Consider the following 13,283-nt stretch of genomic DNA (forward strand, 5'->3'; position numbering starts at 1 on the left):
GGAATAAAAATGTACACTTTAGTAGAGAATTCCTGTGATGTTAGCGAAACTCTGAAGATTTGGTTGGATTCGCTTATACGTATCAAATTGTCAGATAATCAAGAAGCAGAGTTGGATACACAAATAGAAAACCTAACAAAATCGATTACTTGTAAGCATCATGTGCTAACAGAAAACAATGAGTTAGGATTTGACGCGAACGTAATCAACTTTATGCTAAAAGAGCGCGAACAACAAATTCAGGAGAAAAAAGAGAAAAATCTTGAATTATACCAAAAATACAAAGGAATTATGGATGAACTTCCTACGTATATTACTATGCATGAAAATGGTAGCTTAGCTTTTGATGGTCAAGCTCATTCAATACTTGCTCGTCATATAAATGATAAGGATGTTTATTGTAGATATGAGGGGTTTCTTAATAATGAAGAACTATTCGATCTGATCTTAAGTAATTATGAGTTTGTTTCTTGCGATTACTACCCAATAACTGATATGCGTGAATATTCAGGATCTGATGAATTTGGTTCAAAAGAGTCATGCATACAGAGCTTTAAGGAGAACTCTTATAAATATATTGACTCCTTCTCGTTTTCAACATGCGATCTGCCAGATACTAGAGGGTACGGTCATAGCGTAGAATTTTTATTACGTAGAATATCAGATTCAGTGAGTAAGCCAGGAGAGCAAGGATATTCATCAGAATTGCATCAGTTCAAAAATGTCAAAACATCAAAAGCTCTAATTCATAATATGCACACTGGTCATTTTTACTTCAAATATGACGGAGAAACTAATCCAAAAGAAAATCCAGAGAGGTGGATTACCTATATTGATGCTTTAGATGAAGTTAAAAAATATGATCGAAAAAAAATCTTCCTATTTAATGACTCACACTACGATTTAATGCTTAAGTTGTTATTATCTTCTGACTTAGATGTGACGATTATTGATGAAAAAGATGTGATGGCTTCCAAGCTGATTTCTCAACTTGATTGCTCAGTTCATGTCAATTTTCAGACATCGAACTTTTCTAATATTAACTTTAGATTAGGAGAATTAATTTTCGGTGAGTTTGTTGAGCAGGTTCCTGACATTAGAAAGTTTATTAAAAATCCACAAATACATGACTATTCACTTCAAGGAATGAGATCGGGAGTAGTTTCTAAAAAACTTGTGCGTTTATATGGAATAAGAGATTATAAAATTCCTGAAATGGTGTCGGTAGTTAAAAGTTACAAAGATTTTCGTGCAGAAGCTATTCATACGAAAGAAGTGAAGCTTTCTGATATTGATGAGAATTCCTCTGTTGTGAAGGATAAGGAAGAGAACTCTCAAGGAGGTCACTTTCTCTCCTTCAGTAAGAAAGATTAACATGAATAGAAGCCTTTTTTATTACCAAAGATGCGCGAAAAGCTCTGTCCTTATGAGGCAGAGATGGATAGCGCACATTGCGTAGCAATGCGTTATTGATTTGAATTTATTATTCATTTATGATTCAAAACATGAAGATATTACGTGCATTTAAGTTTTGACTTAAAGTTGATGAAGAACAACAATCGGCTTTCTGGAAGCAGGCTGGCGCGTGTCGTTTTGTCTGGAATTTATTCCTAAAACGTCAACAATACCGACTCAAACGCGGTCACTACGTTGAAAATTATGCAACCATGTGTCTTCATCTTACCCAAGTAAAAAAGCACTTCACTTTTCTTAAAGAAGTTGATTCCACCGTGCTTCAACAAACCCTAAAAGATTTAGATAAAGCTTATAAGGATGCGTTTGATAAAACGCAACCTAATAAACGGATGCCCGTCACTAAGAAACGGTCAAGGTGCAATAATGGCTTTCGATACACTGGACGATTTAAAGTTGAAGGTCGTCGCGTATACTTACCTAAGCTTGGCTTTTTCGGCTTTTTCAAGTCGAGAGATATTATTGGGAAAATCAAAAACACCACAGTGACACACAAGGATGGTCACTGGTATGTCTCATTCCAGACCGAATACAAACGTTCTGAACGCCCTAACCACTCAAAGTCGATGGTTGGGGTAGATTTAGGTATAAAACGTCTTGCAACGCTTTCTAATGGGTTTTATGTGGATGGTCTGTCCGCACTCAAAGTCCATTCGAAAACGTTAGCGAAGCTGCAAAGAAAGCTCGCTAAAAAAACACGTTTTTCCAATAACTGGAAAAAGGCAAAACAAAAAATCACTCGCCTACACAGCAAAATTTCCGCTGTTCGCCATGACTTCCTGCATAAATTCTCAAGTTACTTGAGCAAGAACCACGCAATCATCGTGTTTGAGGATTTAAAGGTGAAGAACATGACTCATTCATCCAAAGGAACACTTGATGAGCCAGGTAAAAAGGTTAAGCAAAAGTCAGGATTAAATAAAAGTATTCTCGAACAGGGTTGGGGAATGCTAATGGATTTTTGCAAATACAAGCAGCAGTGGAAAAACGGCATGGTTTTAAAGGTTGATCCGAAAGGAACCAGTCAAACTTGCTCTTGCTGCGGTCATAAAAGTAAAGCTAACCGACTTTCTCAATCGGAATTTGTCTGTGAGAAGTGCGGCTTAACCATCAACGCTGATGATAATGCGAGTCTCAATATTTTAGCGTCAGGACATGGCGTGTTAGCCTGCGGAAATCCTAACTCATTAGAGTTCTGTAAGCAGGAATCAACTGGATTCGTGAGAAGCCAGCCATTGTTAATCAAATAACAATGAATCCCCTTCCTTACCCACGTAGTGGGCGCGAAGCGAGGGAGGTGAGAATGTCAATCTTCAACACTCATTCATCGCTCGTTACATACAACCATATCCATTAAAATGTCATATTGTTTTTGTTTGAAAAACAATCTAACGTCATTTAAAATTGATAAAACAATTAATAATAAAGAGTTTAGGATGACAAGCTTAGGAATTTTTCTTGCGTTATTTGTCGCAACGTGTGGCGCACACATGCAAAACTTAGTTGCAATAAAGAATATTGATGCTCAATTAGGATGGGTTTCATATTGTAAAGTAGCACTCATGTGCTTGCCTATCAGTGTTGTAGTATCAGTCGGTTTTGCATATTACTACACGAACGGAGTAAAAGCCTTTCCCTATCTTCTTCTATCATTGGTGGCTTTGGGTAGTTCCATAATTTTTAGCTTCATAATTAATCAATTCATTTTGCATCAAAGAAGTTTTAATCAACTTGAGTTTATTGGTGTGATTTTTATTATATTTGGTGTAGGATTGACTCTTTACTCTAAGCCTTAATTAGGTATAGTATGAACAAGATTAGATTGGTTACTTCAAACTTAAACAAATTAAAAGAGTTTATAAGGTTATCTGATGGTCTAGATGTTGACATTCAGCATGGTGAAGACCTTAAAGAAGTGAAATCAGAGGACTCAATTGAAGTTGCGATTTACAAATCGCTTGAAGCTGGCGAAGGCGCGATAGTCGAAGATACAATCTTAAAAGTTAACGGCGAAGAAATTACGGATATCCGTTACAGACTATCAGAGATTAGTCAGATCGCAGATTCAAGTGATTGTAAGCTTGAGTGGATTACAACGTTAGCCCTTCATAATGGTTATAGTGTTGCTTTGTATCAAGGGGTTACACACGGAACGTTTAAAGACATTAAGGATGTTCCCAATGATGCATTTGGATTTGATCCTTTCTTTGTTCCTAATGGAGTCAGTAAGACTCTTTATGAGCTTGAGAAGGATGGATGCAAAGATGATTTCTCTGCTCGAAAGACTGCCATCCAAAATCTAATCTTAGATAAAAAAATAAAAGAAGTTGAAATTAATAGTATTCCACCTTGGAAGGGTGAGTATCAATCGTGAGGTTTTATGCGCAAAGTTTATTTAGTAGGTGGCGCTGTCAGAGATACATTATTAGGTATTGAGCCTAAAGATAGAGATTTCGCAGTAACTGGCGCTAGTGTTGAAGACATGCTCAATGATGGTTTTATTAATGTGGGTAAAGCCTTTCCAGTTTTTCTCAAAGATGGATGTGAGTATGCGCTTGCTCGTACCGAGAAGAAATCAGGTACTGGTTATCATGGCTTCATCCCGAGCACTTCTCCAGAAATCTCTATCGAGCAAGACCTCTTTAGACGTGACCTTACTATTAATGCCATTGCGCAAGATTTAGAAACTGGCGAATTAATTGATCCATATGGCGGGAAGAAAGATATCGAGGCTAGATTACTACGCCACGTATCCACGGCTTTTACCGAAGATCCTTTAAGGGTGCTAAGGGTTGCAAGGTTCCTAGCAAGATATTCGCATCTGGGCTTCACTGTAGCTCCTGAAACGCTATACATGATGAAGAAGGTAGTCAGCTCTGGTGAATTGACAACAATCTCTCCAGAGCGCATCTGGAGCGAGATTAAGGGGGCGTTAGAAACCCAATCCCCACACAAGTTCTTCCTGGTTCTGAAGAAAGTTGGTGCTTTAAAAGAGATCTTGCCAGAAGTTGATCGGTTGTTCGGTGTAAGACAAAGACGCGAGTATCATCCAGAGGTTGATACAGGTATTCATGTTATGATGGCTCTTCAGCAATCTGTAAAGCTAACTACCTGTTCAGTTACTCGATTTGGTGTGCTAGTTCACGATTTAGGTAAGGGGCTAACACCGAAGGATATTCTTCCAAGACATCACATGCACGAGATTAGAGGTGTTCCTTTAGTTGATGATATTTGTGATAGATTGAGGGTGCCGAAGAAATACAGAACATTTGGTAAAATTGCTTCTGAATTTCACACTCACTCACATGAAGCTTTCTTAAGAAGTCCTTCAACATTTATCAAATTTTTCTATGCTATTGATGCAATCCGAAATCCTAAGAACTTGGAGATGTTGGCTATCTGCGGTGAAGCGGATTCTCGTGGTAGAACGGGATTCGAAGAAGAATCTTACCCGCAAAGAGATTACCTAATGCAGGTGTTAAAGCTGGCAAAAAAGGCGGATCTTTCGAAGATTGATAAGAAATCTAAACATGTAGAGCAGCAAGTTTTAGAGGCTAGAATTAGAGCGATTAAACCTTTTGTTTCCGAACATAAAATCACTCAAAAAAAGAATCAACCTACAGACAGAAAGCCAAAATAGAAAAAACGCTAGAACAATGTTCTAGCGTTTTATTTTAACGGGAAAGCGATGCTGAAGGTTCAGAGGTTCTGTTGTACACTTCTTCAAAGTGATCGACAGTCTTTAGTATTTCTTTGGCTTTATCGTCACTATAATGACCATCACCTTTTGAACCTAAGCCGATTACAAGCTCTCTGATTCCATTAAAGTCACGACACCACTGATTGATGGTTCCGCAGTTTTTATCAAGAAGGTCTAATGGTGCAAAGACATCTTTATGCTGACTAAAGATTTTAATAGCCAAATCTTTACATGTGTCTCTGTTTTTTGAATCAATTGCATCTTGCAAGTAGCGTTCAAATTGAGCGTCAGTTAACCTGTCAACGGTACATAGACCACCTCCATCAGCAGCATTAAGCATAATTGATGGTTTACCTCCTAGCTGCCCTCTAAAGTCAGGGCTTGTTTGGCTCCAAATTAGTTTGATAGCTTTCTGTCTGCTGAGTGATTCTTTAGTAACTTTCATATTTATCTCTCAATGAATTTTTAATTATTATATCACTGCATAGCTTGTTTTGAGTAGCTATTTGAAAATATTTCGCAAACTTTTTTCAGCTACAACCTGTACAGTCAAAACTGTCATTATTATACCCAGAGAATAACCATGAGTCATTATAGTGTGTATAATAACAAAAACATTAAACTTATATTTTTATGTGGTAAAATTATTTAAGAATAATATAAAAAAGAATATCAAAAATGTTAGATCCTAAGTCGATTGAAAATTTAAAAGCCATTTCCTCTGTCAATCCTTCACTATTAGTAAATCATTATTCTGATGACCTAAGGTTATGTGTAACTCTCTATATTGATAAAAAGAATCAATATTCAAACTTTGAAACTATTGGTCAAGTATCTGTTGAACGATCTGATGAAAAGATTGACGGAAAATCAGTATATTTCGTAACTGATACTACAGGAGCTTATCCTGGATTCGGTTCACTGCTATATCAATCACTGATGATTGAGCTTTCTAAGATTGAAGGTGGAGCTTTATTGATTAGCGATAGAGAAAATGTTACTCAAACCGCGTTAGGTTTATACAAAAAAATGGAATCTTCCAAAGACTTTGATTTCATAGTTATAGATAAATCTTCATCGAATTATTCAGATGAATTTATGTATGAAGATAGTGATAAATCCGCAATTCTAAATAAAGCATATTTCTGGAAAGGTGCTGAATTAGATCTCAAGTACCACGATATATTAATAAGTAATCACAGAAAGAAAAACCTTACGTTAGACCAAATGGAATCTATTGTTGAAGATGGAGATCTATTGGGTGAATGGGTAGAGATTAATCTGGATGAACTGATTGAATTAAGAGATAGAGGATTTGATGATCTTAAAAGCTTCAAAATAACCGAACCTGAAATGGAGTACTAAGTTTTGTTAGATTGAAGTGAAAACCTCTCTATAAAGGGAGGTTTTCGTCAATTAGACGATTAAATTTTTTCTAAAAATTTGATCATGCTTAATATACCAAATCTGGGTTTAGTGTGATCATTGCTAACAATAATCCAGGTTTCTGTGCTTGGATAAAAATCAATGATATGGTTTTCTTTTCTGATCCGAAAGTGGAATTCTGCTAAGCATGTAGGAATGTAACCAGCTTCAGTAACTAATTTTAAGTTTTTGCGTTTCAGTTTTTGTTTGTATAGTGGGTCATATGGACGCACTTCCAATTCTTTATCGCTCATAATTGCAGAGTTTCCTACATTGTATTCTTATACGGTTATATTGGTTTTATTTATTTTATTACTGAGAACAAAAATAACTGACTGAGTCAATGGAATCTTCAAAATAACTCAATCAATTATCTTTAATTTAACATCAAAAAACTTAAATTGAAAGGGTTGATTCTTTCGATATTTTTGCGTTTCTTTCATTGAATTCGTCTAAGTGGACTTCAATGCAATCACCAGGGAAAGAGATGTATCTCGCAATCATATCTTCAATTCTTAGGTCTTCATAAGGGATATCTAACACTCCTTCATTTTGCATGTCTTCCTCTAATCTATCATCGTAAATACCTGAATTGAATTTACTGTTGTTAGATAGTGTTCTAGCTATGTATTCTGAAGAAATCATCAGCCCAGAGTAGTCACCTACGTAAGCGCCAAGCTTATGCTTAATCTGAAAATCGATATTGTGCAATTGATCTTCAGAGCAATGTTTAGGGTTTTCAACTCTAAATGAGATTTGATATGGGCTAGCATCGCTTTCTAAACAAATCCATTTAGAGTATTCTTCATCGCCTAACTTCATAACAGATTTAGCAATGATATCTTGGATCTCTTCTGATCGTACATCATCTTTTATCTTTAGTTTGATATTTGACTGGATAACATCAGCTTGATTGACGATATCATCTGGACTTAAACCAAACTCTTCATAGTCAATTTTACCATCGCGAAGATTAAGGATGCTAAGCGGTTCACCGCTAATGTACATCGTATCAGATACCTTATCCCCTTTGACTAATCTAACCTGATAGTCAGTTGGGTTTACAATGCTTCCAGCCTTTCTGTCTTGCTTAACTTCAATAACTACTCCATCACTAAGCTCAATATTGGCAATATCATAGTTGTTCATGAGTGTTATTGGCGTAGGGAGTTCGTCTTTTACTTCTTCATATTTCCCAATCACCTCTTCAAAGGTTTTTCCACTGCAAATAAGTCCATACTCATTTTTGCTTTTGTAATAATGAACTTCATATAAAGGAACACCATTTTCTGAATAGCAATTGCAAAAAACATTTGGATTGTCTGGAGACATCAAAACATTGTAGTAATCGCTTTTATCTTTTGCTTTTAAATCAACAAGAGCGAAATACGTTGCTGTGTCAAAATCATCAGATTCACTGGTCTCTATCCAGTTTCCGAAAAAATCGTTTTTTACGCATAGAAAAGTCATATTGTTTAGGCGTTCGCCCGACTGAATTTGCTTAGCATCAAACAGGTTATTCAGTCTATTCAATACCGCAGAATCTTCTTTAGCCTTGATAAATGCTTCAGCAATAACACTCACCGTAGCCTTATTTACCCCATAAGTCACACCATTTACTGTGAAGGTCGATTCAGCTTCATTTATTTCAAATGGATTATTTATAAGGTTCTTGTTTTGTTCGATAATTTCAAAATTATTCATTTTTTAAGCTCATTTTGTTTTTTATTATTTTATCAAACAATTGGTTTTCAAAGAACAAAATTAATCAAATTAATAATTAACATAGTGATTGTTAAAAAATGGTGTTCTTACCTAATAGTTTAACATTTCCTATAATGATCATTTTTTTTAGATTAGATCTTGTACAACAGACTTTCCTTGATATAATTCGCAGATAAAAATCATTAGTCAATAAAAAAGTCAAGGAATATTAATGAGTAAAAGAATAATAGCGTTAGCGATAGCTTCGATAGCATCATCAGCCACTGTGCAGGCTGAAGACCAGAACTTTACTGCCTCGCTTGAGATTATGGCTCCCATTTCGATCCAGGTCGTTAGAAATCTTGAGTTCGAATCCACCTTTGTTGGTCACAATGAACCAATTGTGACATCACCAAATTCTGCTAAAGCTGCTGTTTTTGCCGCGCAGGGTGCAGCAGGGTGGGAAGCTAGAGGTTATGTTGTTCAAAACAGTATCATCATGACAACGGGTAACGGACAAAATCATACTTTAATGATCCCAGTAGATAGATTCTCCTATGGCGGTGATATGGACTACAACGGTAGAACCCAATTCGACCATTTAGGTAAAATTGATAATCTTAGAGTTGGTGCTACAGCGCATGTTACGAATCATAACGTGAAAGGATTCTACCAAGGCACTGCCACTTTTAGACTTTGCTATCTTTAATAAAAACGTCCTTGAGACAAGGACGTTAAACATCCACTTTTTGTTCTTTTCTTATTGACCCACATCAATTTTGACTCGTTTCTTTGGTTATATAATCCATTTTTATTAATAAATTAAATGACCAAAGAAATGAATAACTATCAATACCATATATACCCATCAATGAGGTGTTCGCTTTCATGCCAGCACTGTTTTATTGATAAGAGCCTGATAAATTCAAAGGAAACCATGACCGAGGATCAATTCAAGATCGTCGCAGATAAGTTTTCCAGTCATTTCAAGGATTCAAAAGCTCAGTTTGCTGAGATTACGATTATTGGTGGCGAACCTACGTTAATCCCAAGTGATTTCTATCATGAAGTAATCCCATACCTAAGACAACGCTTCGAAGAAACTGGTAAGGGGTTTATGGTTTCGATAGTAACGAACTTACTTCACCTGCCGAATCTCGAAAGAATGAGGGATTTATTTGACCTTGTGGTTACGAGTTATGAACCAGCGAGATTCACCTCAGCCAATATGGTCGCAAGCATTGATCGTAAAAAAGAAACGTGGGAAAAGAATCTCAATATCTATCTTGAATCTGGTAAGCCTTTGTCCATATCTTTGGCTACAACACAAGATGTCATTGACGCAGGTACTGATTTACTAGACAAGTTCCTAGATAAAGGAATTAGGTTTATTCAGCTAAATACCATAGTCCCTGAAGGAAAGATTATCGAGAATGAATTCGGCAACGAATTCTATGAAAGCCATGTATCCGTTAGAACGGACGACCTGTCGATCCCGCTAAGAAATAGAAGAAAAATCGTAATTGAGAACGCAAAAATCATTCCTGACTTTAAGAGTGAAGCTGAATACCTCATTGCTGTTACTGAATGGCTCTATAAAAAGAGAATGGATAGGATTGATGTAAATGTCTATCCAGTAAATAGCTTTATTAGTGGAGTTGTTTACAACCATGAGATTGATGATATCTCGTGTTGTATCAACAAAGGTATGAATGTTCGTTTCGATGGTGCCATAACTGGGTGTGCTTCGGAAATTGGCAGTAAAAATATGCTTAGCTATGGAAATATCTATAAAGACAATGTGCAAGATATTGCGAACTCAGAAGCCAAGGAAATGCATAGCTCTATGGGGAGTCGTCTTGATATAGAATGTCGTAAGTGTGAGTTTTTAAGTAACTGCTACGGCTCTTGTATGTTGAGAGCTAGATTCTGGAATGCGAAAGGCGATAAGGCTAACTGTCATGGTCTTAAGCCATTTATGGAGTACATCAGAAACCATCAAGAACGTCTATCGGTACTTTTGAATGATGCACACTAATCAAGATATAAAAGTCGCTCAATACTATTTTTATCCAACCATGAACTGCTCCTTATCATGCGAACATTGCTTCATTGAAGAGGCTATGCGACATGATAAAACAAGAATGAGCGTAGAGCAGTTCAAAATCGTAGTAGATAAATACGCGGAACATTTTGTGAAATCTAACATTCAAAATGCTGAAATGACCATCATGGGGGGTGAACCAACACTGGTTGATGCCGAATTTTACCAAGAAGTTATCCCTTACATTCGTGGAAAGTTTGATTTTGAAAAGACAGGAAAGCACACCTTCATTACATTGATGACCAATTTTATGCACCTTTCCAAGCTGAAAAAAATTGCGGATTTATTCGACTTTATTGCCACTAGCTATGAGCCAAATAGATTTGATGAAAGAAAGTTTAAGGTTTGGGAACAAAACATAAATGATTGGGTTGCTCATGGTAAACAAGTTGTATTGTCTTTTACAACTACGCCTGATGTTATTGATAAAGGCGTTGAGCTTTTTGATTATTTCTATGACCTTGGAATTAGAAACTTTCAGATTAACAACGCAGTGCCAGGTGGCAGCTATCTTGAACACTCTATGTCCAAAAATGACTATGCAGTATATCTTTCCGATAAGAACTCTGAACACCTAAAATTTTCGAGAAAAAGGAAGCGATACAGTATTTCAAAAAACATGCATATGGGGTTTCAGGCTGAGTCTGATTACTATGTTCTCATTACAGAGTGGCTTCTAAACAAATCCAAAGAAGATGGTGTGTTACGAGTGGATCCTATTCATGGAATGATAGCAGACCTTATTCATGACCAAGAGCTAGTGGATATAGCCTGCGGTTCTGGTAAGGGATTCTCAACAAGAACTGATGGATTAATCACCGCCTGCGTTGCTGAAATTGGGAACTCGACACCTCTTTCCTTTGGTAATATTTTCGAAGACAGTATTGCTGATATAGAAAATTCTCCAGTAAGAACTCAGCAACTCTTCGCTAACGAACGCTTACCTAAAACATGCTTAGCTTGTGAATTTATTGATAATTGCAAAGGTGGGTGTCAACAAAGGTCAAGGTTATGGAATCCAAAAGATGGCTTAGAATGTCACGGGTTAAGGTCCTTCCTTAGCTACATACAAAGCAATATTGATAAATTAAAACGGATTTCAGATGATCGTTAACTATCTTAAATATGAAAAAATTCCTAAAGGCACACAAAGATATGAGTATCTTTCTAAAGCAGTGCCTTACGGGGGGCATTTGGAGTCTACTAAATTAAGACCACCACTTTATGAAGTTAAACCTGATGTGCTAATCGTATCAGACGATTTCGAGTTGCTATTGTGCGCTCTGCTTAAGTATTTAAAAAAGGGTAAGTCAGTATACTTTCATCCAGTAATTCGGGATGGGTTTTTGTCTCAAAGCAATGAAAGGCTTTGCTCGTTGATGAGCCAGTTATTCAGTATAAGCAACGATGTAAGGACTCACTCACTTATGCTTCCTCCTAATGCTTCACTCTTTAAAGTAGAAAACGAATTGTTAGGTGATGTTTCAACGCACTACACACAGTTGTTTGATTATGGTGACTCAGATAAGCCAGCCTTAAAGGATCCTAGAGTAGTGCATTACATGCATTTCATGAGCCTAATGTTTAGGCAAGAAAAAATGATTTGGTTCAATGAGCTGCCTGGTTCATGGATTAGTCCGTTATGGTCTAAAAGAATAATCACACCGAATTTAACTCATTGGATCGTAAATGATGAAAAGTAGTACTTATACCATTCAGTTTAGAATGACTAAAAAATGCAATGCTCAGTGTTCGTATTGTATAGCTCCACATTCATCAAACAGTAGAATGAGTGAGGATGATTTCAAGCGCTCAATTGATTACCTAGTGAATACTTACTTACCCTCAATAGGTTCAAAATCGGGAGATTACGTAGACCTAGAGTACGTTGGAGGTGAGATTTCACTCCTTCCTAGTCAGATGTTTATAAGCTGTATTGATTATGCCAGGGCGGTCTTTGAAAGGTCGGGATACAATTTTAAAGACGGTGCGCAAAGTAATTTTGTGGGGAATACCGAGAAGCTAAAGGAACTATGGGACAAGTTTGAAGGAAGAATGACTACATCAGTAGACCACTTTACGGATCAGAGAAGGTTTAAAGGAACTTCAGAGAATTACAGGAAAAGATTTGAAGTTAATGTAGTCGATGTGTGTAAAAGTATTCCAACGGGTTCTGTATACGTACTTGATTTGAATGGTCTGCAAAATGCAGTAAAGGAAGCAAAAAAGGCTTTAAGTGAAGGTTATGCGATTGGTCTCTATCCAGCATACGAAGCGAACAATCCAGTTGATATTGCTCCCCTTGATAAAATGGCGAAGGCTCTGATAGAGATAATGGATGAATGGGTTCTTAACTATGACACTCCAATAGAACCTCTTGGACACATTCTTAGAATGGTTTTAGAAGAAGACACGAAGCTGTGTGGCACAGGGGATTCTTGCCCTTTTGCTTATGGTTGTTCATCAAAATCAATATGCGTTGAACCAAATGGTGATTTGTATGTTTGCATGGATATGGCGGAAACAAAGCGTCATAAGCTTGGAAACGCAGTTGAGGGAGTCGCTGACTTCAAGCTAGTTCGAAAACTTTCGAAACGAGGGATTAAGTCAAATTCAAAATGTATTGATTGCAAATACCGAAACTACTGCAAAGGTGGCTGTATGAATCATGCCATGATCAATGGCGATGAGTATTCAGAAAGTTACTTTTGTGAGGTTTGGTTTGCGTTATTCGAACACTGCGAAAAATTAATTATTGCTCATGGAAAAGACAGGCTAAAGAAATGGTTTATGAGCCAAGATAAAGCAAAGTTCTATTGTTAGTAATTATACATAAATAAAACCAAAAGTAATTGACGAATTGATGGTTTTATGCCA

General features: G+C 36.6%; 13 protein-coding genes and 1 pseudogene. 11 read left to right on the plus strand and 3 right to left on the minus strand.

Going from position 1 to position 13,283, the window contains the following annotated elements:
- The first annotated feature begins 9 nt into the window (after positions 1-9).
- The 5 genes and pseudogenes from AACT42_RS10790 (at position 10) to AACT42_RS10810 (ending at position 5,113) form a co-directional block, all read left to right on the plus strand.
- Positions 10-1,374 carry a hypothetical protein gene (locus tag AACT42_RS10790; protein WP_094133482.1) on the plus strand — a complete coding sequence of 455 codons (1,365 nt, stop codon included), beginning with the start codon at positions 10-12 and terminating at the stop codon, positions 1,372-1,374.
- Between the two features lie 176 nt (positions 1,375-1,550).
- Positions 1,551-2,723: pseudogene (locus AACT42_RS10795) on the plus strand (RNA-guided endonuclease InsQ/TnpB family protein); the annotation flags it as partial.
- Between the two features lie 186 nt (positions 2,724-2,909).
- Positions 2,910-3,269 carry a hypothetical protein gene (locus AACT42_RS10800; protein WP_094182779.1) on the plus strand — a complete coding sequence of 120 codons (360 nt, stop codon included), beginning with the start codon at positions 2,910-2,912 and terminating at the stop codon, positions 3,267-3,269.
- An 11-nt stretch (positions 3,270-3,280) separates the two neighbouring features.
- Positions 3,281-3,847 carry a non-canonical purine NTP pyrophosphatase gene (locus tag AACT42_RS10805; protein WP_094133368.1) on the plus strand — a complete coding sequence of 189 codons (567 nt, stop codon included), beginning with the start codon at positions 3,281-3,283 and terminating at the stop codon, positions 3,845-3,847.
- A 6-nt stretch (positions 3,848-3,853) separates the two neighbouring features.
- Positions 3,854-5,113: a multifunctional CCA addition/repair protein gene (locus tag AACT42_RS10810; RefSeq protein WP_094133367.1), complete on the plus strand. Its 1,260-nt coding sequence runs from the start codon at positions 3,854-3,856 to the stop codon at positions 5,111-5,113.
- A gap of 34 nt (positions 5,114-5,147) precedes the next feature.
- Here the strand turns inward: AACT42_RS10810 and AACT42_RS10815 are convergent, their stop codons facing one another.
- Complete coding sequence (locus tag AACT42_RS10815) at positions 5,148-5,618, minus strand: hypothetical protein (RefSeq protein WP_094133366.1); 471 nt, start codon at positions 5,616-5,618, stop codon at positions 5,148-5,150.
- Positions 5,619-5,851: 233 nt separating this feature from the next.
- Here AACT42_RS10815 and AACT42_RS10820 point away from each other — a divergent pair, with 233 nt between their 5' ends.
- The gene (locus AACT42_RS10820; RefSeq protein ID WP_094133365.1) at positions 5,852-6,538 is read left to right on the plus strand and encodes a hypothetical protein; all 687 of its coding nucleotides are present in this window, start codon (positions 5,852-5,854) and stop codon (positions 6,536-6,538) included.
- Positions 6,539-6,597: 59 nt separating this feature from the next.
- On the opposite strand, the gene AACT42_RS10825 is transcribed toward AACT42_RS10820, so the two are convergent.
- Together AACT42_RS10825 and AACT42_RS10830 are read right to left on the minus strand one after the other, a co-directional pair.
- On the minus strand, positions 6,598-6,852 hold the full coding sequence (locus AACT42_RS10825) for a hypothetical protein (protein WP_094133364.1): 255 nt from the start codon (positions 6,850-6,852) through the stop codon (positions 6,598-6,600).
- A gap of 142 nt (positions 6,853-6,994) precedes the next feature.
- Positions 6,995-8,302 carry a hypothetical protein gene (locus AACT42_RS10830; RefSeq protein WP_094133363.1) on the minus strand — a complete coding sequence of 436 codons (1,308 nt, stop codon included), beginning with the start codon at positions 8,300-8,302 and terminating at the stop codon, positions 6,995-6,997.
- Positions 8,303-8,534: 232 nt separating this feature from the next.
- Between AACT42_RS10830 and AACT42_RS10835 the strand changes: the two genes are divergently transcribed.
- From AACT42_RS10835 to AACT42_RS10855, 5 genes are all read left to right on the plus strand, one after another.
- Positions 8,535-9,011, plus strand: a complete 477-nt coding sequence (locus AACT42_RS10835; protein ID WP_021485945.1) for a hypothetical protein — start codon at positions 8,535-8,537, stop codon at positions 9,009-9,011.
- 228 nt (positions 9,012-9,239) lie between these two features.
- Positions 9,240-10,340: an SPASM domain-containing protein gene (locus AACT42_RS10840; RefSeq protein WP_339373642.1), complete on the plus strand. Its 1,101-nt coding sequence runs from the start codon at positions 9,240-9,242 to the stop codon at positions 10,338-10,340.
- Entirely contained in the window at positions 10,327-11,520 is a 1,194-nt protein-coding gene (locus tag AACT42_RS10845; protein ID WP_094134209.1) for a radical SAM protein, read from the plus strand. Before AACT42_RS10840 ends, AACT42_RS10845 begins: the two co-directional genes overlap by 14 nt.
- Positions 11,510-12,109 (plus strand): hypothetical protein, encoded by a 600-nt coding sequence (locus AACT42_RS10850; protein WP_094134208.1) that lies wholly within the window; start codon positions 11,510-11,512, stop codon positions 12,107-12,109. Before AACT42_RS10845 ends, AACT42_RS10850 begins: the two co-directional genes overlap by 11 nt.
- Complete coding sequence (locus AACT42_RS10855) at positions 12,096-13,229, plus strand: SPASM domain-containing protein (protein WP_094134207.1); 1,134 nt, start codon at positions 12,096-12,098, stop codon at positions 13,227-13,229. The genes AACT42_RS10850 and AACT42_RS10855 overlap by 14 nt, the downstream gene beginning before the upstream one ends.
- The last annotated feature ends 54 nt before the right edge of the window (positions 13,230-13,283 follow it).

The organism is Vibrio sp. V15_P4S5T153 (genome assembly GCF_963874485.1).
GTDB lineage: Bacteria > Pseudomonadota > Gammaproteobacteria > Enterobacterales > Vibrionaceae > Vibrio > Vibrio anguillarum.

What these genes read in the sequence shown, in the direction of transcription:
- AACT42_RS10790 (WP_094133482.1), top strand. Translation starts at nt 10, where the DNA reads ATGTACACTTTAGTAGAGAATTCCTGTGATGTTAGCGAAACTCTGAAG.
- AACT42_RS10800 (WP_094182779.1), top strand. Translation starts at nt 2,910, where the DNA reads ATGACAAGCTTAGGAATTTTTCTTGCGTTATTTGTCGCAACGTGTGGC.
- AACT42_RS10805 (WP_094133368.1), top strand. Translation starts at nt 3,281, where the DNA reads ATGAACAAGATTAGATTGGTTACTTCAAACTTAAACAAATTAAAAGAG.
- AACT42_RS10810 (WP_094133367.1), top strand. Translation starts at nt 3,854, where the DNA reads ATGCGCAAAGTTTATTTAGTAGGTGGCGCTGTCAGAGATACATTATTA.
- AACT42_RS10815 (WP_094133366.1), bottom strand. Translation starts at nt 5,618, where the DNA reads ATGAAAGTTACTAAAGAATCACTCAGCAGACAGAAAGCTATCAAACTA.
- AACT42_RS10820 (WP_094133365.1), top strand. Translation starts at nt 5,852, where the DNA reads ATGTTAGATCCTAAGTCGATTGAAAATTTAAAAGCCATTTCCTCTGTC.
- AACT42_RS10825 (WP_094133364.1), bottom strand. Translation starts at nt 6,852, where the DNA reads ATGAGCGATAAAGAATTGGAAGTGCGTCCATATGACCCACTATACAAA.
- AACT42_RS10830 (WP_094133363.1), bottom strand. Translation starts at nt 8,302, where the DNA reads ATGAATAATTTTGAAATTATCGAACAAAACAAGAACCTTATAAATAAT.
- AACT42_RS10835 (WP_021485945.1), top strand. Translation starts at nt 8,535, where the DNA reads ATGAGTAAAAGAATAATAGCGTTAGCGATAGCTTCGATAGCATCATCA.
- AACT42_RS10840 (WP_339373642.1), top strand. Translation starts at nt 9,240, where the DNA reads ATGACCGAGGATCAATTCAAGATCGTCGCAGATAAGTTTTCCAGTCAT.
- AACT42_RS10845 (WP_094134209.1), top strand. Translation starts at nt 10,327, where the DNA reads ATGATGCACACTAATCAAGATATAAAAGTCGCTCAATACTATTTTTAT.
- AACT42_RS10850 (WP_094134208.1), top strand. Translation starts at nt 11,510, where the DNA reads ATGATCGTTAACTATCTTAAATATGAAAAAATTCCTAAAGGCACACAA.
- AACT42_RS10855 (WP_094134207.1), top strand. Translation starts at nt 12,096, where the DNA reads ATGATGAAAAGTAGTACTTATACCATTCAGTTTAGAATGACTAAAAAA.